Annotated in this window: 19 protein-coding genes; 12 read left to right on the top strand and 7 right to left on the bottom strand. The window is 74.3% G+C overall.

Annotation, left to right across the window (positions count from 1 at the left end):
- Window positions 1-57 precede the first annotated feature (57 nt).
- From ctaD to ABZ573_RS19835, 5 genes are all read right to left on the bottom strand, one after another.
- A complete protein-coding gene (gene ctaD, locus ABZ573_RS19855) occupies window positions 58-2,058 on the bottom strand; it encodes a cytochrome c oxidase subunit I (protein ID WP_151456363.1) in 2,001 nt (666 codons plus the stop codon).
- A 105-nt stretch (window positions 2,059-2,163) separates the two neighbouring features.
- The gene (locus ABZ573_RS19850) at window positions 2,164-2,892 is read right to left on the bottom strand and encodes an STAS domain-containing protein (RefSeq protein ID WP_358119708.1); all 729 of its coding nucleotides are present in this window, start codon (window positions 2,890-2,892) and stop codon (window positions 2,164-2,166) included.
- A gap of 104 nt (window positions 2,893-2,996) precedes the next feature.
- On the bottom strand, window positions 2,997-3,449 hold the full coding sequence (locus ABZ573_RS19845) for a DUF4383 domain-containing protein (protein WP_151456370.1): 453 nt from the start codon (window positions 3,447-3,449) through the stop codon (window positions 2,997-2,999).
- Window positions 3,450-3,621: 172 nt separating this feature from the next.
- Window positions 3,622-4,779, bottom strand: coding sequence for a glycosyltransferase (locus tag ABZ573_RS19840; protein ID WP_327028132.1), 1,158 nt, complete (start codon window positions 4,777-4,779; stop codon window positions 3,622-3,624).
- Window positions 4,780-4,852: 73 nt separating this feature from the next.
- The gene (locus tag ABZ573_RS19835; RefSeq protein WP_151456371.1) at window positions 4,853-5,869 is read right to left on the bottom strand and encodes a glucosyl-3-phosphoglycerate synthase; all 1,017 of its coding nucleotides are present in this window, start codon (window positions 5,867-5,869) and stop codon (window positions 4,853-4,855) included.
- 190 nt (window positions 5,870-6,059) lie between these two features.
- On the opposite strand from ABZ573_RS19835, the gene ABZ573_RS19830 reads away from it, so the two are divergent.
- The 6 genes from ABZ573_RS19830 (at window position 6,060) to ABZ573_RS19805 (ending at window position 13,999) form a co-directional block, all read left to right on the top strand.
- Window positions 6,060-7,067 carry a Gfo/Idh/MocA family oxidoreductase gene (locus ABZ573_RS19830; RefSeq protein WP_357577458.1) on the top strand — a complete coding sequence of 336 codons (1,008 nt, stop codon included), beginning with the start codon at window positions 6,060-6,062 and terminating at the stop codon, window positions 7,065-7,067.
- A complete protein-coding gene (locus ABZ573_RS19825) occupies window positions 7,060-8,148 on the top strand; it encodes a zinc-binding alcohol dehydrogenase (RefSeq protein ID WP_358119703.1) in 1,089 nt (362 codons plus the stop codon). The genes ABZ573_RS19830 and ABZ573_RS19825 overlap by 8 nt, the downstream gene beginning before the upstream one ends.
- A gap of 51 nt (window positions 8,149-8,199) precedes the next feature.
- The gene (locus ABZ573_RS19820) at window positions 8,200-10,014 is read left to right on the top strand and encodes an ABC transporter ATP-binding protein (RefSeq protein WP_358119700.1); all 1,815 of its coding nucleotides are present in this window, start codon (window positions 8,200-8,202) and stop codon (window positions 10,012-10,014) included.
- 97 nt (window positions 10,015-10,111) lie between these two features.
- Complete coding sequence (gene secA2 / locus ABZ573_RS19815) at window positions 10,112-12,403, top strand: accessory Sec system translocase SecA2 (RefSeq protein ID WP_358119697.1); 2,292 nt, start codon at window positions 10,112-10,114, stop codon at window positions 12,401-12,403.
- A 185-nt stretch (window positions 12,404-12,588) separates the two neighbouring features.
- On the top strand, window positions 12,589-13,329 hold the full coding sequence (locus ABZ573_RS19810) for a GAF and ANTAR domain-containing protein (protein ID WP_358119694.1): 741 nt from the start codon (window positions 12,589-12,591) through the stop codon (window positions 13,327-13,329).
- 166 nt (window positions 13,330-13,495) lie between these two features.
- Window positions 13,496-13,999 carry a DUF2231 domain-containing protein gene (locus tag ABZ573_RS19805; protein ID WP_132237952.1) on the top strand — a complete coding sequence of 168 codons (504 nt, stop codon included), beginning with the start codon at window positions 13,496-13,498 and terminating at the stop codon, window positions 13,997-13,999.
- A 229-nt stretch (window positions 14,000-14,228) separates the two neighbouring features.
- On the opposite strand, the gene ABZ573_RS19800 is transcribed toward ABZ573_RS19805, so the two are convergent.
- Entirely contained in the window at window positions 14,229-15,188 is a 960-nt protein-coding gene (locus tag ABZ573_RS19800; protein ID WP_358119691.1) for a DUF3500 domain-containing protein, read from the bottom strand.
- A 45-nt stretch (window positions 15,189-15,233) separates the two neighbouring features.
- Window positions 15,234-15,632: an ankyrin repeat domain-containing protein gene (locus ABZ573_RS19795; RefSeq protein ID WP_151457759.1), complete on the bottom strand. Its 399-nt coding sequence runs from the start codon at window positions 15,630-15,632 to the stop codon at window positions 15,234-15,236.
- Between the two features lie 165 nt (window positions 15,633-15,797).
- On the opposite strand from ABZ573_RS19795, the gene ABZ573_RS19790 reads away from it, so the two are divergent.
- The 6 genes from ABZ573_RS19790 (at window position 15,798) to ABZ573_RS19765 (ending at window position 19,737) form a co-directional block, all read left to right on the top strand.
- Window positions 15,798-16,253, top strand: a complete 456-nt coding sequence (locus ABZ573_RS19790; protein ID WP_151457758.1) for a cysteine dioxygenase family protein — start codon at window positions 15,798-15,800, stop codon at window positions 16,251-16,253.
- Window positions 16,254-16,363: 110 nt separating this feature from the next.
- A complete protein-coding gene (locus ABZ573_RS19785) occupies window positions 16,364-16,858 on the top strand; it encodes a rhodanese-like domain-containing protein (protein WP_358119687.1) in 495 nt (164 codons plus the stop codon).
- Between the two features lie 47 nt (window positions 16,859-16,905).
- Window positions 16,906-17,460, top strand: a complete 555-nt coding sequence (locus tag ABZ573_RS19780; RefSeq protein ID WP_358119684.1) for a winged helix-turn-helix domain-containing protein — start codon at window positions 16,906-16,908, stop codon at window positions 17,458-17,460.
- A gap of 388 nt (window positions 17,461-17,848) precedes the next feature.
- Complete coding sequence (locus ABZ573_RS19775; RefSeq protein WP_151454317.1) at window positions 17,849-18,451, top strand: winged helix-turn-helix domain-containing protein; 603 nt, start codon at window positions 17,849-17,851, stop codon at window positions 18,449-18,451.
- Between the two features lie 86 nt (window positions 18,452-18,537).
- Window positions 18,538-19,176, top strand: a complete 639-nt coding sequence (locus ABZ573_RS19770) for a uridine kinase (RefSeq protein ID WP_132237939.1) — start codon at window positions 18,538-18,540, stop codon at window positions 19,174-19,176.
- 162 nt (window positions 19,177-19,338) lie between these two features.
- Window positions 19,339-19,737, top strand: coding sequence for a TraR/DksA C4-type zinc finger protein (locus tag ABZ573_RS19765; protein WP_089000644.1), 399 nt, complete (start codon window positions 19,339-19,341; stop codon window positions 19,735-19,737).
- Window positions 19,738-19,772: the final 35 nt, after the last annotated feature.

The following is a 19,772-nucleotide window of genomic DNA, read 5'->3' as shown; positions in this document are numbered from 1 at the left end:
CCACGTCGCGAAGAGAGCCGGCACCCCCGGGGTGCCGGCCCTCTCGCGTACGCCCGCTCAGCGCTCGGGCGTGTCGCCGGGCCCGCGCGGATGCCGCCAGCGCTCCCTGGCCTGCGGCTCCCGGTCACCGCCGGGGCGGGTCTCCTCCGGCTCGTCGGTCTGCTCGAAGCTGGGCCGACGGATGTCGTCCGGCTCGGGGACGTCCACGGGCCGGGCCCCGGACTGCGCCGCGGGCTGGAACGCGGCGGCCTCCCGCGCGCCGTGCGCCCCCTCGGCGGCCGGCGCCTCGGGCACGTGCCTCTCGCGGTGCAGCTCGTCGCCGAAGTCCTGCGGCGGCTTCGTGGTGCGCTGGGGCAGGTCCCGGCCGAGGTCGGCGACGAGCGGACCGTACTTGGCGTCGAAGGCGGGTCGCTCCGAGCGGATCCGGGGCATCCGGTCGAAGTTGCGCAGCGGCGGCGGGCAGGTGGTGGCCCACTCCAGCGAGTTGCCGAAGCCCCACGGGTCGTCGACGTTCACCATCGCCCCGTAGCGCCAGGACTTCCAGGCGTTCCAGATGAAGAAGAGCGTGGACGCGCCGAGCACGAAGGCGGAGATGCTGGAGATGGTGTTCAGGGCGGTGAACCCGTCGGACGGCAGGTAGTCGGCGTACCGGCGGGGCATGCCCTCGTTGCCCAGCCAGTGCTGGACGAGGAAGGTGCCGTGGAAGCCGAGGAACATGGTCCAGAAGTGGGCCTTGCCGAGCCGGTCGTCGAGCAGCCGTCCGGTCATCTTCGGCCACCAGAAGTAGAAGCCGCCGAAGAGCGCGAAGACCACCGTGCCGAACAGCACGTAGTGGAAGTGCCCGACGACGAAGTACGTGTCGTGGGTGTGCCAGTCCGCCGGCGGGCTGGCCAGCAGCACCCCGGTGAGGCCGCCGAAGAGGAAGGTGACCAGGAAGCCGATCGCGAAGAGCATCGGCGTCTCGAAGGTGATCTGCCCCTTCCACATGGTGCCGATCCAGTTGAAGAACTTCACGCCGGTGGGCACCGCGATCAGGTAGCTCAGGATGCTGAAGAACGGCAGCAGCACCTGGCCGGTGGCGAACATGTGGTGGGCCCACACGGTCATCGACAGCACGGTGATCGCGATGGTGGCCAGCACGAGGCCGGTGTATCCGAAGATCGGCTTGCGGGAGAAGACGGGGATGATCTCGGTGATGATGCCGAAGAACGGAATCGCGATGATGTAGACCTCGGGATGGCCGAAGAACCAGAACAGGTGCTGGTAGAGCATCGGGCCGGCGGTCCCCGGGTCGTACACGTGGGCGTTGAGCAGCCGGTCGGCCGCGAGCGCCAGCAGCGCGGCGGCGAGCAGCGGGAACACCAGGATCACCAGCACGCTGGTGAAGAGCATGTTCCAGGTGAAGATCGGCATCCGGAACATGGTCATGCCCGGCGCGCGCAGGGTGAGGATCGTGGTGATCAGGTTGACGGCGCCGAGGATGGTGCCCAGCCCCGAGATCACCAGGCCGATCACCCACATGTTGGCGCCGACGCCGGGGGAGTGCTCCTGGCTGCTCAGCGGCGAGTACGCGGTCCAGCCGAAGTCGGCGGAGCCGCCCGGGGTGAGGAATCCCCCGAGCACCATCAGGCCGCCGAACAGGTAGAGCCAGTACGCGAGAGCGTTGAGCCGGGGGAACGACACGTCGGGGGCGCCGATCTGGATCGGCACGATGTAGTTGGCGAACCCGAACGCCGCGGGGGTGGCGAACAGCAGCAGCATGACCGCGCCGTGCGAGGTGAAGAGCTGGTTGTACTGCTCGGCCGAGAGGAACTGCAAGTTGGGCCGGGCCAACTCGGCGCGCATCAGCATCGCCTGGATCCCGGCGACCAGGAAGAAGCCGAACGAGGTCAGCAGGTAGAGCAGGCCGATCTGCTTGTGGTCGGTGGTGGCCAGGAACCGGGTCAGTTTGCCGCCGGGAAGCGCCTTGCGCAGCGGCCCGGGGTAGCCGCCGAAGCGTGCCGGCGCCAGGATCGCCGGTCCTCGGTCGCGTGGTTCCGTGGTTACCCGCTTGGGCATGTGACTCTCACCCCGCCAGACGACAGATAGGACGGCGCGGCTACCCGCCCCGCATCCCATGAAACCAGGCGACAGGGGTTATTCAGGCGAGAGTGGTAAATTCGGTCAATTCGCGGGCAGGATGGCCCAGACGACCTTTCCGTCGCCGGCGGGGGCGCTGCCCCACCGCTGGGCCGTCTCGCGGACGAGCATCAGCCCCCGGCCGCCCTCGGCGCGCAGGTCGGCGGCGCCGGCCCGGACCGCGGTCCGGCTGCCGTCGGCGACGACCAGGTGCAGGTACGGCCGGCACAGGGTCAGCGTCACCTGCATCGGCGTGCCGGCGTGCCGGACGACGTTGCCGACCAGCTCGCTGAGCACCAGCGACGCCGGCCCGACGGTCTCCGGCAGGTTCCAGCGGGCGCACGCGTCGGTGACCAGCTCCCGCGCCCGCCGGCAGGCCTCCGCCACCGGTTCGAGCCGGGCCCGCAGCCGGGGCGCCGCCGCCGCGTTCGCCACCCGGGTCGCCTCGTCGCAGTCGCGGCGCACGGGCACCACCCGGCAGGCGGTCGACTGGGCCAGCCAGGTCGCCGCCTCGCCCGGCGGGGCGCACAGCACGACGGGCACCGCCGGCCAGCCGGCCGCGCGACGGGCGATGGCGACGAAGACCGAGAGGGCGAGACGGTCACGGACGGTGACGTCGGTGAGGTCGACCACGAGCGCGTCGGGCTGGCTGGCGAGGCAGCCGTCGAGCGCGTCGTGCACCGTGCGCATCGTGCCGAGATCGAGGTCGCCACGCAGGCGTACGACGGTCACCGGCGACTCGTCGTGCACCTCGCAGGTGATCCGGCTCGGCATCGGGCGCCCTCGTTTCGCATCGTCGGGGATCTGCGAACTACCCGGCCGCGCGGAGGGTCAAACGGACCGGCCGGGGCGTCGCCGCCCCGGCCGGTCACGATGCGTCACCGGCGGGTCCGGTCCCGCGTGGTCAGGATGCCGAGCGCGATCATGCCCAGGCCCAGGAACAGGTGCAGCCAGTTGTCGGCGTTGTTGACCGGGATGAAGTTGGCCGCGCTGTCATGGTCGATCACCAGGCCGTAGAGCCAGAGCACCAGGTAGATCGCGCCGCCGCCGACCAGGTACGTCCGCGCGCCCGTGACGGTGCGGGCCAGCAGCAGCCCGGCCACCCCGAAGAGCAGGTGGACGATGTTGTGCAGCACCGAGACCTGGAACAGGCCGAGCAGCTTGGATTCGGAGTCGTGCCCGGCGAAGCGCAGGTCGCCGAAGTTGCTGGTGATGCCCGGCACGAAGCCGAGCACGCCGACCAGGAGGAAGACCACCGCCACGGCGGTGGCGGCCCGCCGGACGGGAGCCCTGCCGTCGGCCGGGTTGTGCCGGGCGCGGGAGTGCGCCATGGGACCGGTCACCGCCGTCTCCTCACTGTGCGAGAACGCTGAGTGGATCGCGCCTTCCCGCTGCCCCCACCGTCAAACCCCACCGCCGGGGGACCGCCCCATCCAGGCGCCGGCACACAGCCGGGGCCGGCCCACCGTGACGGCGGGCCGGCCCCGGGGTGCGGATCGCCGGTCAGGCCGGTTGCAGGCGCGGTGCGGCGGCGAGCTGGCGGACCCGCTCGTAGAGGCCCACGTACTTCTCGGCCATCACCGCGGGGGTGAAGCGGACGGCGGCCTCGCGCCGGCACTCGTCCGGATCCAGCAGGCCGGCGGCCAGCAGCAGATCGCCCAGCTCATCCTCGTCGGCGGTGAGCAGGCCGGTGCGGCCGTGCTCGATCAGCTCGGGCAGGCAGCCCCGGGCGGTGGCCACCACCGGCGTGCCCAGGGCCAGCGACTCGACCACCGCCGTGCCGCCCGGCTCCTCCCAGCGCAGCGGGAACAGCGAGGCCCGGGCGCCGGCCAGCAGGTCGTCGCGTTCCTGCCCGGCCACGGTGCCCACCCAGCGGACCAGGTCACCGTCGACGTGCGGCGCCACCTCGTCGTAGAAGAACCGGACGTCCGGGTTCTGCCGGGCCTCGTCCCCGGCGGCGGCCAGGTCCTCCGGCCGGTGGTACGGGCCGACGGGCCCGGCGAGCACCAGCGGCACCCCCACCCGCCGGGCGAGGCGCGCGCCCACGTCCTGGCCCTTGCCCGGGTTGATCCGGCCAAGGATGATCAGATAGTCGCCCTTCTCCACCCGGGGCCGACGGTCCGCGTCGACGGCGAGCGGGGTGGACAGGTGCACGTGGCCCACCGAGTGCTCCCGCAACGCCTGGGGCGCGCGGGCCAGCTGCGAGGCGGAGACCCCGTTGACCCGGACCCGGTCGCCGCCGTCGACGTTGCCGTAGAGCGCCGGGTGCTTGGCCAGGTCCCAGTGCAGCGTGTGCAGGGCCGGCGGGGCGTCCGGGCCCATCGCGGCGAGCGTCGCCAGGCCGACCGCCTCCACATGGTCGTGCACCAGGTCGATGTCGTCGCGCGAGTGCAACGCGCGCACCACGCCGTTCAGGTGCGCCTGGGAGATGCCGCAGACCTGGTTGTACGGCCGTTGCAGGGCGTGGAACTGCCCGTCGGGAAAGACGGAGAACTTCTCGTCGACCGGCAGGGTGCTGCTGTCGACCGACGCGAGCACCACCCGTACGCCGAGCCGGCGCAGCTCCGGCACCAGCGTCGCGATCACGTTCTCGATGCCGCCGTAGCCGGGCGGTGGCACGGACAGCCACGGACCGGCGTTCATCAGGACGGTGAGGCTCATGCGGGATTCCTTCCCTCGGCGGGGGCCTGGGCCGTCCGCGTCCGGTCGTTCGCGGTCACGGGGGGTCGCGTGGTCACGCCGCGGCGACCCGTCGGCGGGGGATACGGTGCCGCAGCTCGGCCAGGGGCGGCCGTTCCTCGACGGAGACGTCGCTGACGACGATCTCCCGGTCCAGGTTCGGCAGGGCGTCGGAGCCGCCGCGCCGGAACTGGGTCAGCAGGGCGGCGGGCATCGCCCCCGGTGCCGCCCAGCCGCGCCGCTGCAGCCGCGACCAGGCGGTGAGCATGATCTGGGCCGACATCCGGCCCAGCGCGGCCGTGTCCTGGTGGCGGTGCTTGCGCTCGCCCAGGTCCACCTGGGCCAGCGCGTCCAACCCGACCAGCTCGAGCAGGTCGATGAGCATCGCCGTCTCGACCCCGTAGCCGGAGACGAACGGCACCCGCTCCAGCACCTCCCGGCGGCCGGCGTACTCACCGGCGAGGGGCTGCACGAAGCCCGCCAGCTCGGGCCAGAACAGGTTCAGCATCGGCCGGGCCATCAGCTCCGTCACCCGCCCGCCGCCGTCGGCCTCCACACTCGACGCCCCGACCAGCGGGCGGTGGTAGAAGCCCTTCACGAAGTCCACCGAGGGATCGGTCAGCAGGGGACCGATCAGCCCGGTCACGAAGTGCGGACGGAACTCGCGCAGGTCGGCGTCGATGAACGCCACCACGTCGCCCTCGGCTGCGGCCAACCCGGCCCAGAGCGCGTCGCCCTTGCCGGTCAGCCGGGGCAGGCCCCGGGTCATCGCGTCCTGGCTCACCACCTCCGCGCCGGCGGCGCGGGCCACGCTGGCGGTGCGGTCGGTGGACCGGGAGTCCACCACGATCAGCTCGTCGACCAGGGCCACCCGCTCCATCAGGTGCTCGCGGATCGTCGACACGATCGCGCCGACCGTGGCCTCCTCGTTTCGGGCCGGCAGGACCACGCTGACCCTGCTGTCCCCCTTGGCGCGGATCAGCCGCCGCGCCGGCCAGTCACCCGCCGACGTGGTGCGGTAGGTGGCCCACGCCTCCACCACCGGTGACACCATCGTTTCCGTATTCCGCACAGGCACCCCCAGATCGTGGCGGAAAAACCTTCCCTGTTTTTCCCACTACCGCACTCGCGCTAACGCAGCATGCCTAACAGCTTGATCACGTCAGTGACGTGACCGGGTTCCGCCCTGGTGAACGTTTGGTTGCGCGCACGCGGGGGGAGTGCAGTCGCCGAACGCGAAACTGTGGCGAAGGGGCTCTTACATGCGCACGTGCCGGGTGGGACTGGTTGGGGCCGGCGGGGTGGCGCAACGCCACGCCCGGGTGTTGGGCGGCTTCGCGGACGTGGAACTGCTCGGGGTGACCGACGTGGTGCCGGAGGCGGCGGCGGAACTGGCGGACGCGCACGGCGCCCGGACCTTCGGCGACGTCGAGGAACTGCTGGCCGCCGGGCCGGACGCGGTCTACGTCTGCGTGCCGCCGTTCGCCCACGGGCCGGCCGAGGAGGCGGTCGTCGCGGCCGGTGTGCCGATGTTCGTCGAGAAGCCGGTCGCCGTCGACCTGGTGACCGCCGAGCGCATCGCCGACCTGGTGGCCGGGCGGGGGCTGCTCACCGGCGTCGGGCACCACTGGCGGTACCTGCCGGTGGTCCAGCAGGCCCGGGAACTGCTCGGCGACCGTCCGGTGCGGATGGTCAGCGGCGCGTGGTGGGACAAGGTGCCCCCGGTGGCCTGGTGGTCGCGGCGGGACCGCTCCGGCGGCCCCGTGGTCGAGCAGGCCGCCCACGTGCTGGACCTCATCCGGTGCCTGGTCGGCGAGGCCACCGAGGTCACCGCGTACGGCAACGGCACCCCGCCGCCCGTCGACGGCGCCGACATCGACTCGGTGACCACCGCGACGCTGCGCTTCGCCGGCGGCGCGGTCGGCACGCTCACCGCCGCCTGCGTGCTCGGCTGGAAGCACCGCGCCGGACTGGAGATCCTCGCCGACGGGCTGGCCCTCTCGCTCAGCGAGGACGGCCTGGTCGTACGCGACGCCGACGGGGAACGCCGCTTCGACGCCGACCCCGAGGCCGCCCGGGTGGCCGTGGACCGGGCCTTCGTCGACGCGGTCCGGGGCGTCGGCGACGACGTCCGCGTCCCGTACGCCGAGGCCCTCGGCACCCAGCGGCTCGCCCTCGCGGTCGCCGACTCCGCCCGCACCGGCCGGCCCGTACGGCTGGACACGCCCGTCGCCGCGCCGCTCGCCGCGGGGGTGACCGTCGATGCGTGACCACGTCGTGGTGGTCAGCGGCCCGGGCCGGGTGGAGCTGGTCGAGCAGGACGCCGCCGAGCTGACCGACGGCACGTTCCGGGTCGAGACGCTGTTCAGCGGCGTCTCCGCGGGCACCGAACTCAGCTACGTCAAGGGCACCAACCCCTACCTCAACGTCACCTGGAACGCCGACCTCGGGCTCTTCCAGCCGGGCGCGGCCAGCACCCCGTACCCGGTGACCCGGCTGGGCTACATGCAGGTGGGCCGGGTGGTGGAGAGCCGTACGCCCGCCGTCGCCGTGGGCACCGTCGGCGCGATGACGTACGGACACCGCACCGGCTGGGTCGCCGACCCGGTCGCCGAGCGGTTCGTGCCGTTGCCCGAGGACCTCGACCCGCTGCTCGGCGTCTACGTCGCGCACATGGGGCCGATCTGCGCCAACGGGGTGCTGCACGCCGCCGCCGACCTGCACGGCGCCGACGTGCGGTCGCTGGGCGACGGGGTGCGGGGCCGCCGGGTCGCGGTCGTCGGCAGCGGGGTGGTGGCCCTGCTCACCGCCCTGTTCGCCAAGCGGCACGGCGCCGCCTCGGTGGTGGTGCTCGACCCGACCCCGCAGCGGCGGGCCGTCGCCGAGGCGCTGGGCCTGGAGACCCTCGACCCGGAGGCCGACGACCCGGCGGTGGTGCTCAAGACCCGCTGGGCGCACGGCCCCGGCGACCGGGGCGCCGACGTGGTGTTCCAGTGCCGGGGGCAGGCGTGGGCGTTGCAGCTCGCGCTGCGCCTGCTGCGTCCCCAGGGCACGGTCGTCGACCTGGCCTTCTACCAGGCCGGCGCGGACGCGGTCCGGTTCGGCGAGGAGTTCCACCACAACGGGCTGTCGCTGCGGTGCGCGCAGATCGGCCGGGTGCCGCGCGGGCTCGCCCCCACCTGGGACCGGGAGCGCCTCTCCGCCGAGACGATCGACCTGCTGCGCACGTACGGGGACGTGATCCGCAAGCACCTCGTCTCGGCGGTGGTGCCGTTCGAGCAGGCCCCGGCCCTGCTGACCGATCTCGCCGAGCGGCGCCGCCAGGAGCTCCAGGTGGTGCTGACCGTCTGAGGCCCCGCGTCGCCCCCCGGGCGGATGGCGCGGCCCGATACCGTGCCAGCCATGACCACCGCCGCTCCCGTGACGACCGCCGACGACCCCGTGCCGACCGCCGCCGGCGGTCCGGGCGCCCCCGTGGCGGACCGGCGGATCGGCCTGGCCGCCCTGCTGCCGTACCTGCGCGCCCACCGCGGCACCCTCGCCGTGGTGGGCGCGCTGTCGCTGGCCGGCGCGGCGGCGTCACTGGCACAACCGCTGCTCACCCGCTCGGTGCTGGACGGGCTCTCCGGCAGCCGGTCGGTGGCCGGCCTGGTCGCGGCGCTGGTCGCCCTGGTGCTGGTGGCCGCGGCGATCGGCGGGGTGCGGGACTACCTTCTGCAACGCACCGCGGAGGGGGTCGTGCTGGGCACCCGGCGGCGGCTTGCCGGCCACCTGCTGCGGCTGCCGATCGCCGAGTACGACCGCCGCCGCACCGGCGACCTGCTCTCCCGCGTCGGCTCGGACACCACCCTGCTGCGCGCGGTGGTCACCTCCGGCCTGTTCGAGGTCGTCACCGGCGCCGTGATGGTGCTCGGCGCGGGGGGCGCGATGGTCCTGCTCGACCCGGTGCTGTTCGGGGTGACCCTGCTCGGGGTGGCCGCCGGCATCGGCATCGCCGTCGCCTTCGCCCACCGGGTGCGGGGCCTGGCCCGCGCCGCCCAGGAACGCGTCGGCGAGATGACCTCGGCGGTGGAACGCGCCATCTCCGCAGCCCGGACGATCCGGGCGGCGCGGGCGGAGCGGCGCGAGGCGGACGCGATCGGCGTCAGCGCCGCGCGGGCGTACGCGGCGGGCCTGCGGGTGGCCCGGGTGCAGGCGTTCGTCGGCCCGGCCAGCAGCGTCACCATCCAGGGGGCGTTCCTGCTGGTCCTCGGGGTGGGCGGGGCGCGGGTGGCGGCGGGCGCGATCACCGTCGGCGACCTGGTCGCCTTCATCATGTTCCTGTTCTTCCTGGTCCTTCCGCTCGGGCAGGCGGTGCACGCCTACACCCAGTTGCAGACCGGGCTGGGTGCGCTCCAGCGCATCGAGGAGATGCTCGCCGTGCCGGTCGAGGGGGCCGCCGACCGGCCCGCGTCCGTCCCGGCCCGGGCGCTGCCCGGCGGGGCCCCGGCGTCCGTCGAGTTCGACCGGGTGGGCTTCGGCTACCCCGGCGGCCTGCCGGTGCTGCACGAGGTGAGCTTCACCGTGCCGGCCGGCACCCGCACCGCCCTGGTCGGCCCGTCGGGCGCCGGGAAGTCGACGCTGCTGGCGTTGGTCGAGCGCTTCTACGAGGTCACCGAGGGCGCGTTGCGCATCGACGGGGTCGACGTGCGGGACCTGCCCCGCGACGCGCTGCGCGCCCGGATCGGCTACGTCGAGCAGTCCGCGCCCGTGCTGGCCGGCACGCTGCGGGAGAACCTCCTGATCAGCGCGCCGGAGGCCACCGAGGCCCGGCTGCGCGCGGTGCTCGACGAGGTCAACCTCGGCCACCTCGCCGAGCGCGCTCCCGAGGGGTTGGACGTGCAGGTGGGCGAGGGCGGGGTGCTGCTCTCCGGCGGCGAGCGGCAGCGGCTGGCGATCGCCCGCGCCCTGCTGGCCGGCCCGCCGGTGCTGCTGCTCGACGAGCCGACCAGCAACCTCGACGCCCGCAACGAGGCCGCGCTGCGCCGGGCCATCGACGCGGTCGCCGCCCGGCGCACCCTGCTGATCGTGGCGCACCGCCTCTCCACCGTCGTCGACGCCGACCAGATCGTGGTGCTCGACGGCGGCCGGGTGGCGGCCACCGGCACCCACGACGAGCTGACCGGGACCAGCCCGCTCTACCGTGAGCTGGCCACGCACCAGCTCCTGGTGAGCTGAGCGGTCCACGCCCGCGACCCGCCCGGCGACGACACCCGCGCGGCGGCGCGCCGGGCGGGCCGCCAACGCGGGCTCCGGTCGCGTACCGTTGCCGCTCATGGGTGTGTCGCAACGCTTGAAGACCAGGTTCCGCCGGTTCCTCCAGCGCCCGGGGACGACGGTCGACCTGGGGCCGCTGGAGAAGCTGCTGCCGGCCGTCGAGGCGCGCGAGGATGAGCTGTCGGCGCTCGACGACGCCGAGCTGACCGAGGCCGCCGGCAAGGCCACGGGCTACGAGGAGATCTGCGCGATCGGCCGCGAGGCTGCCCGCCGCGGCCTCGACCAGCGGCCGTACGACGTGCAGCTGCTGGGCGCGATGGCGCTGCTCTCGGGCAAGGTCGCCGAGATGGCCACCGGTGAGGGCAAGACGCTCACCGCGACCATCGCCGCCTACGGGCACGTCCGGCTGGGCAACGGCCCGGTGCACGTGCTCACCGTCAACGACTACCTGGCCCGGCGCGACGCCCTCTGGATGGAGCCGGTCTACAAGCTGCTCGGCCTGAGCGTCGGCTGGGTCAACGAGGCGTCCACCCCGCAGGAGCGGCGCGAGGCGTACGCCTGCGACGTCACCTACGTCTCGGTCAGCGAGGCCGGCTTCGACTACCTGCGCGACCAGCTCGTCACGGACGTGGAGGACCGGGTGCAGCCGCCGCTGCGCACGGCGATCGTCGACGAGGCCGACTCGATCCTCATCGACGAGGCCCGGGTGCCGATGGTCCTCGCCGGCTCGGTCGCCGGCGAGCAGGACCCGGTGCACGCCGCCGCCGCGCAGGTGCGGGGCCTGCGCAAGGGCAAGCACTACACGGTGGCCGAGGACGGCCGCAGTGTCGCCTTCACCGCCGCCGGCCTGGCCGCCGTCGAGGCCAAGCTCGGCATCGACCTGTACGACGAGGAGCACGTCGCGCAGCTCTCCGCCGTGAACGTGGCGCTGCACGCGCACGCCCTGCTGCACCGCGACGTCGACTACATCGTCCGCGACGGCTCCGTCGAGCTGATCGACGAGATGCGGGGCCGGGTCGCCCAGCGCCGCCGCTGGCCGGACGGGCTCCAGGCGGCCGTGGAGGCCAAGGAGGGCCTCGACGCCACCGCCGAGGGCGAGGTGCTCGGCACGATCGCCGTGCAGGCGTACATCGCGCTCTACCCCAAGGTGTGCGGCATGACGGCGACCGCGGTGCTGGTCGGCGACCAGCTCCGCGAGTTCTTCGGCCTCGAGGTGGCGGTGATCCCGCCGAACACCCCGTGCGTGCGCGAGGACGAGACGGACCGCATCTACGCCACCCGGGCCGAGAAGGAGGAGGCGCTGGTCGACGAGATCAAGCGCCACCACGAGCGCGGGCGGCCGGTGCTGGTCGGCACCCTGGACGTGAAGGAGTCCGAAGGGCTGGCGGCCGGCCTGAACGCCATCGGGGTGCCCTGCGTGGTGCTCAACGCGAAGAACGACGACGAGGAGGCGACGATCATCGCCGAGGCCGGCGCGTACGGCGCGGTGACCGTCTCCACCCAGATGGCCGGCCGGGGCGTCGACATCCGCCTCGGCGGCAGTGACCAGACCGACCGGGACCGGGTCGCCGAGCTGGGCGGCCTCTACGTCATCGGCAGCGGCCGGCACGACAGCCGGCGCGTCGACGACCAGCTGCGCGGCCGGGCCGGGCGGCAGGGCGACCCGGGCGGATCGGTCTTCTTCGTCAGCCTGGAGGACGACCTGGTCGCCCGGCACGCCGGCGACGCCGTTCCCGCCTCGCCCCGGATGAACGCCGACGGCCTGGTCACCGACGACCAGGTCGAGTACGCCGTCGAGCACGCCCAGCGGGTCGCCGAGGGCGTCAACCACGAGATCCACCGCAACACCTGGCGCTACAGCGTCGTCATCGAGCAGCAGCGCAAGGCCCTCGCGGAGCGCCGGGAACGGCTGCTGACCAGCGACGTCGCGGCGCTGATGCTGCTGGACCGGGTGCCGGAGAAGGCCGGTGAGATGGACGAGGACCTGCTCGCCCGGGTCGCCCGCTCGATCGCCCTCTACCACCTCGACCGGCTCTGGACGGACCACCTCGCGGAGCTCTCCGAGGTACGCGAGGGCGTGCACCTGCGCGCCCTGGGTCGGCTCGATCCGCTGGACGAGTTCCACCGGGCGGCCGTGCCGGCGTTCAACAACCTGATCCCGGAGATCGAGCGGCGGACGATCGAGACCTTCGAGGAGACCGAGTTCACCGACGACTGGGAGCCGGACGAGGCGAAGCTGGTGCGGCCGAGCGCGACCTGGACGTACCTCGTGCACGACAACCCGTTCGGCTCGGAGCTGGACCGGTTGATCGCCTCGGTGGGGCGGCGGCTCAGCTCCGCGTCGCGCTGACGCTCCGGGGCCCCTTCCGGCGCCTTCGGGCGCAGGAAGGGGCCCCCTTTTGCGCCGTTTCGATCCCGGTTTGCGAGGGTAGTAGGCCGGGTCCGAGGAGTCGGGAGAGACCAGACGATGGAACACGTGACGGCGCCGGTCGGCCGTGCGGAAGCACGCCCCGGGACGGTGGGGGCTGTGGAGCGGTGAACCTGGAGATGTGGGACCCGGCGGTGGAGCGGCTCGGTGTCCTGGAGACCGCCGCCCTGCTGCGCGAGCTGACGGCCGCGCTGATCGCGGTCGAGGACTTCGACGAGGCGCTGGACGCGCTGGTGCGTACCGCCCGCGAGGCGGTGGCCGGCGTGAGCTGGTGCGGCTTCACCGCGCTGCGCGCCGGCGAACCGGCCGGGGTGGCGGCCTCCGACGCGCGCCTGGCGGGGCTGGACGACCTGCGGCACGGCCCCGACTCGCCGGCGATGGACGCGATCCGGCGGCGGGAGATGATCCTCTCCGACCGGCTGGACCGCGAGGTGCGCTGGCCGTCCTGGACGCCGCGGGCCCGGGAGCTGGGCGTGCACGGGGTGATCTCCGCGCCGGTCGACGTCGACGAACAGGTGATCGGGGCGATCAACCTGTACGCCGGCCCCGACGACCTGCTCACCCCGGGGCACCAGCTCACCGCGATGCTGCTCGCCGAGCACGCCGGGCTGCTCCTCGCGGCGGTCCGCGACCGGGCGCGCAAGGCGGCCGAGGTCGGGGAACTGGAGCCCTCGGTGCTCGGCGACGGGGTGATCGGCCAGGCGATCGGCGTGATCATGACCCAGCGCGGCTGCGTGGCCGGCGAGGCGCTCGACGTGCTGCGCAGCGCGGCGTCGTCGCTGGACATCCCGCTGCGGGAGGTGGCCGACCGGCTGGTCGCCACCGTGTCGCGCCCCCGGGACAACTGAACCCGCCAGCCGGCCGGTGCTGCGGTGACGCCGCGGGCCCTCCGTGGCCGGCGTGACCATCGGGACCTGCGTGACGCTGGTGGCCGGCGGGCCGCGTGTCGTTTCGGCGTACGGGCGCCCGGGTAGCACCCTGGACTGGTGACGTGTGCCTACCTGGGGAGGAACCATGCAGAGCCGGCTGCGGGTGCAGGGGCACCCGATCCAACCGATGCTGGTGACGTTCCCGTTCGGGCTCTTCGTGAGCGCGACCGTGTTCGACCTGACCGACGTGCTCGGCGGGCCGGCCTTCCTCGGTGAGGTGGGCTACTGGACGTCCGTGGCCGCCCTGGTCGCCGCCGCGCTGACCGCCGTGGCCGGCATGATCGACCTGTGGGACGTGCCGGTCGACCGGACCCGGCGCACGGCGGTCACCTTCAACCTGGTGAACGTGGCGATGGCCGCGCTGTTCCTGATCTCCTGCCTAGTCCGCGCGGACGCGCCGCAGCGGGGCGCCTCTGTCGTGCTGCTGCTCACCGAGCTGGTGGCCCTGGGCATCGGCGCCGTCGGCGTCGCGCTGGGCGCCCGGCTGGTGCGCCGCTTCGACGCCGGTCGCCGGGCCGAGCCCACCACCTTCGACGCGCTCTCCAGCGCCTCCGACTCCACCGTCGACCTGGCTCACCACCGCCCCTGACCCCCCACCCCTGCCCGGCCCCGCTCCGTCCGTCCCGCCCCGCCCCGCTCCGTCTGCCCCGCCCGCCCCGCCCCGCTCCGTCCGCCCCGCCCGCCCCGGCGGCGCCGATCATGCAGCTGTGGTGGCCGGTTGAGGACTGTTCGCCCCTTTCGCGGGGCGCCACAACTGCATGATCGACGAGGCTGGGGGTGGGCGGGGCGGTGCTGGGGGCAGCTAGCGGGGGAGAGGGCTAGCGGGGGTGGGGGTGGGATTCGGCGTGGTGGGCGGCGAGGACGTCCGCGCCGAAGTCGCTGGCCGGGCGGCGCAGGACGGTGTGCGCGTGGTTGCCGTCGTCGGTGGTGTTGTCGTACTCGATGAGCAGGTCGTCGCCCTGCACGCGGTAGTAGTGGCGCCGGCCGGGCGCCGTCGGGCCGGCCCAGGCGAAGTGCAGCTGCCCGGAGTCCAGCCGGCGCGCCTCCCGGACCGCCAGCTCGGGTGGGAGCCGGTCCAGGTAGAGCGCCACGAGCTGGTCCAGCAGGGCCCGCCCGGTGGGCCCGAGCCGGTCGGCGGGCACCCCGAGCGGCTCCAGCGGCCCGTCCACCCGGGCGCGGGTGGCGCTGATGATGTCCCCGGGCGCCTCGTCGGCGACGATCGCCGCCGTCCGGCCCGCCGGGCCCATCGCGTCGAGCAGGGCGCGGGCCAGGTCCTCCTCCACGCCCAGCGGCCGGGAGACCGGGCGGCCGGCGTACCGGACGGTGGCCGGGTTGGCGCCGAGGAAGATCGGCGCGGGGGAGACCTGGTCGGCCACCACGGTCATGCTCACCGAGAGGTGGTGCCCCTCCAGGCGCCACGCCCAGGCGTCGTCGCGGGCCGGGTCGCCGAAGACTGCCACCCAGTAGTCGCCGCTGTGCCGGCCCCGGCGCCATCCCTCCGCCCGGTCCAGCACCTCCTCCAGCGCGACGATGGCCATCGCCTGGGCGTACGCCGGTGGGCTCAGCGCGGTGGCCAGCAGCCGGTGCGCGGCCTTGCGCCCGGCGCGGTCGAGGTCGGCCAGGCAGACCCCGGGCCGGGGTCGCGGCCGGTACTCGAGCCAGCGGCGGGCCGCCTCGTCGTCGAACCGGTGGGCGGCCTGGGCGCGGGCGGGCTCGTCCAGCGCGGCCAGCAGCGCCGTGGCGGCGGTGCGCATCTGTTCGGGCAGCGGATCCTCCACCGACCCTGTATACCGGGCGCGGACCGGATGCGCCGGGCGTCGGCGTCAGCCGGTCGGCGCGGCCAGCAGCGAGAGCATCTCGGGCAGGTCGAAGAAGCGGGCGGTCTCCACCGCCGACGGGTTGCCGTGGTGCGGGTCGGCCCCGGCGGCGAGCAGCGCCCGGACGGCCTCGGCGCTGCTGCGGAAGGTGGCGGCGGCCAGTGCCGTCTGGCCCCGGTCGTTGGTCCGGGAGTGGTCGGCACCGCGGGCGAGCAGCGCGGCGACGGTCTCGGCGTGGGCGTGGTACGCCGCGAGGATCAGCAGGGTGTCGCCCTTGTCATTGGTCAGGTCGATTGGCAGCCCCGCGTCGACGTAGTCGGCGAGTTCGGCGGTGGCCCCGTCGCGGGCCAGGTCGAACATCCGGTGCGCGAACGCCAGCGTCTCCGCGTCGAGTTCCTCACTCACCGGTCCAGGTTAGTCGGACGCTCCCCTGGTGCGTTGCTCGGCCGGCCTGCCGGGTGGATCCGCCGGTCCGCCGCTGCCGCGTCCCAGCCCCTGGGAATGCCTACTAAACCAATAGGGTTTGCAGCCTATGCTTGGTCGACGCACCGCCGAACCGCGAGGACCGCCATGCCCGACCGACGCCCACCCGACCTGCTCGCCACCGCCCGGCGGTGGGCCGCCGACCCCGCCCGCTGGCCGGTGCCGCTGCGCTTCGACCCGGTCTCCCGCTGGTACGCCCGGCTCGCGCACGAGACCGACCACGAGGTGTGGGCGCTGAGCTGGCTGCCCGGCCAGGGCACCGATCTGCACGACCACGGTGGCTGCGGCGGCGCGTTCCTGGTCGTCTCCGGAGTCCTGACCGAGGAGACGGTCGGCGGGGGCGTGCTCCGCCCGCACCGGCTGCCGGCCGGGTCCGGGCGTCGCTTCGGCCCGCGGCACGTGCACCTGGTGTCCAACCGGGACGACGAGCCGGCGGTGAGCGTCCACGTCTACCGGCCCGCACTGCGCCGGATGACCAGCTACCGGCTCACCGACGGCCGGCTGCGCGTCGCCGAGGTGGCCGAGGCCGGGGTGGCCTGGTGAGCGCGGCGCCGTCGCGCCCGGGCCGCCCGCGACCCCCTGCGCGCCGCCCGCCCCGCGCCGGCGGCCCGCCGTCGTACGTGCACCGTCAGCAACCAGTGGAGGGAACGACCATGCCGCAGACCGACGACCCGCACGCGTGTCCGGCCCCGGTGGCGCCGCCGGGCTCCCGGGGCATCGACGAGATCCTGGCCGCCGCCCGGGTGCGGCTGGACCGGCTGGACCCGGAGCGCGCACACCTGGCGCACCGGGGCGGGGCCCTGCTGGTGGACATCCGCCCGGCCGCCCAGCGGGCCGCCCACGGCACCGTGCCGGGCTCGCTGGTGATCGAGCGCAACGTGCTGGAGTGGCGGTTCGACCCCCGCTGTCCGGCCCGGCTGCCGCAGGCCGTCGGCTACGACCTGCGGGTGATGGTCATCTGTCAGGAGGGCTACACCTCCTCGCTGGCCGCCGCCGCCCTCCAGGATCTCGGGCTGCGCCACGCCACGGACGTCGTCGGCGGCTTCGTCGCCTGGCGGCTCGCCGGCCTGCCCGTGCTCGGCCCCACCCCGCCGCAGCCCACGTCCGCCCCCGCGCCCCCGGTGACCGCCGGTCGGGCGCCGTCCTGACCGTCACGCTCCACCGGGCGTGGCGGCACCGCCGCCCAGGAGGCTCCATGTCCGTCGTCGCCATCCCCACCCGACACCACTCGACCGCGCGCCCCGAGCGGATCGGAGCGGGCCGACCGCGCTCCGCCCCGACCGTCACCATCACCCTCGACCTCGTCCCGGGGCCGGTGAGCCCCCGCCTGGCCCGGCTGCTGGAGCTGATCGGCGAACTCGCCGAGTCGGGGGAGGGGCGGCTGGGTCCCGGCGTCGCCGAGGACCGGCCGGCGGCGCCCCGGCCGGTGCCGGCCGTCGTGGACCCCCAGGCGATCCGGATCGCCACCGGCTCGCGGGTGATCCACCAGGGCTCCCGCGTGATCCCGCTGACCCGCATCGAGTACGACCTGCTGCTGTTCCTGGCGGAGCAGCCCCGCCGGGTGTTCACCCGGCTCCAGCTGCTGAGTCGGGTGTGGGGCTACGAGCACGCGGTGGCGCGCACCGTCGACGTGCACGTCCGCCGGCTGCGCGCCAAGCTCGACCCGGACATGCCGGTGGTGACCACCGTCTACGGCGTGGGCTACCGCCTCGCCGACGAGGCACGGATCGAGATCGAGCGCAGTCGCTGACGGCGCCACCCGCGCGGCGTGCCCGGCCTTGGGCGCGCCGCGCCGCCGCGTCCGCGTCCGCAGTGTCCCGTCGCCGGTACGCCGCGCGGCACCCCGGTCGCGTGCCCACGGCCGTCCGGAGGGCCGACGCGATCCACGCTGATCCATTCCCGGCGCACCCGCGCCGACCACCGTGAACCGGGCGGGCACCCCCCTATCGGGTCAACCCGGCGGCTCTGCTGTAATCATCAGGCTTCGTACGCAGAGCGAGCATCCGGCTCCGATGCGTTCGTCAATTGTCACATTCATGCAACGCAGCCGCCCCTTGACCCTCGCCCGGGCGCCGGGAAGCATCGATGGAGCGGCGTCCCGGGCCGTGGGGAGATACCCGGACCAGCCAAGGAGGACCATGTCGGTCAGCCCCGCCTCGTCGCGCGCCGGATGGCATACGTCCCAGCCCGCTGTTCCCGGACGACCCCCGGGGGGCCAGCGTCGCCCCGCCAACACGGCCGCACCGATGCTCACGGTGACCCTGAACATCCCGTTGGCATCCGAGGAGTCGCTGACCGCGCCCGCCCGACGGCTGCTGGAGGCCGCCCGGGAGATGCTGGAACGCGGCGAGGGCACCGTCATCACCGCCACCGTCGAACGCCGCCCCGACCCGGTGCCCGCCGGCCGCGCGCCGTCGCGCCCGGTCGCCGCCACCATCCCGACCCTGCACATCCTCGCCTCGTCCCGGTCGGTGCTGCGCGACGGCGAGCCGTTGCCCCTGACCCGGCTGGAGTTCGACCTGCTGCTGCACCTCGTCGCCCACCCCCGCCGGGTCTTCACCCGGTTGCAGCTGCTCAACGCGGTCTGGGGCTACGAGCACGCCGGCGTGCGTACCGTGGACGTGCACGTCCGTCGGCTGCGTGGCAAGGTCGGCGTCGACGTCCCGCTGGTCACCACCGTCTACGGCGTCGGCTACCGGCTCGCCGACGACGCCCGCGTCACCATCGACCGCAACGGCTGACGCCGCCCACCGCGCGAGCACCGTCCACGGCGCGGGCGCCGGCCGCCGCGCCCCGTCCGGGGCGGCCGGCGGGGCACCATGGTCGGATGCGGATCCGACCCATCTCCCCGGAGCTGCTCGTCGCCGAGCTGACCGAGCGCCTCGCCGGCACCGACGCCCCCGGCCGGCTGCGGGTGGCCGTCGACGGCGCCCCGGCGGCCGGCCCGGACGAACTCGCCGCCGCGCTGGTCGACCCGCTGCGCGCGCTCGGCCGGCCCGTGCTGCACGTACGTGCCGCCGACTTCCTCCGCCCCGCGTCGGTGCGCCTCGAGTTCGGCCGGACCAACCCCGACGCGTTCTACGAGGGCTGGGTCGACGAGCCGGGGCTGCGCCGGGAGGTGCTCGACCCGGCGGGGCCCGGCGGCTCGGGACGGGTGCTGCCCTCGCTGTGGGACGCCACCACCGACCGGGCCAGCCGCGCCGCGTACGTCGACCTGCCGCCCGGGGGAGTCGTGCTGGTCAGCGGGGCACTGCTGCTCGGCGGGGGCCTGCCCTTCGACGTCACGGTCCACCTGGTGCTCTCCCCGGCCGCCCTGGACCGGCGCACCGACCCCGCGCAGCGGTGGACGCTGCCCGCCTTCGCCCGGTACGCCGACGAGGTCGCACCGGCCTCCTTCGCCGACGTCGTGGTCCGCGCCGACGATCCCCGGCATCCGGCGCTGGTGGAGTCCCCGGTGTCGCCCTGACGCCGTGACACGGCGAAAAGTCGTCGGTTTGACGGTCGACGTGCCGGGGTATTCGCCCGGCTCACAGAGCGCGGGTGATCCGCCCGCGCGCAGACCACCACGGCGCCGGGCGCACCTACCCGGTGCCCCGGCGGATCTTCCAGGCCAGAAAGGCAGGCAGCGATGCTCGTCCACGACACGATCGGTACGGGCCGATCCCAGGCGGAGATCGACCAGATCCGGCGCTCCCTGCAGGCCCGCTACGACGAGCTGTCCGCGGAGTACGAGCAGGCGGTGCTGCAGAGCCAGGTGCTGCGACTGGTGGAGGTGGGTGACACCGCCGGTGACGACCAGGCCGACAGCGGCACCAAGACGGCGGAGCGGGACACCGCGCAGTCCCTGCTGCGGACCATCCTCGACCGCCGCGCCCAGTACGAGCACGCCCTCACCCGGCTGGAGGAGGGCACCTACGGCTTCTGCGAGGGCTGCACCTCGGCGATCCCCGTCGAGCGGCTGGAGATCTTCCCCTCCGCCACCACCTGCGTGCAGTGCAAGCAGAACCGGGAACGTCGGGCGGCCTGATCCCCGCCAGCGGTTGCCGGTCGGTCCGGACCGCG

The organism is Micromonospora sp. NPDC007220 (genome assembly GCF_040634035.1).
GTDB classification, from domain to species: Bacteria; Actinomycetota; Actinomycetes; order Mycobacteriales; family Micromonosporaceae; genus Micromonospora; species Micromonospora reichwaldensis.
Note: the sequence above shows the minus strand (reverse complement) of the source record. Positions and strands in the feature narration are given on the sequence as shown.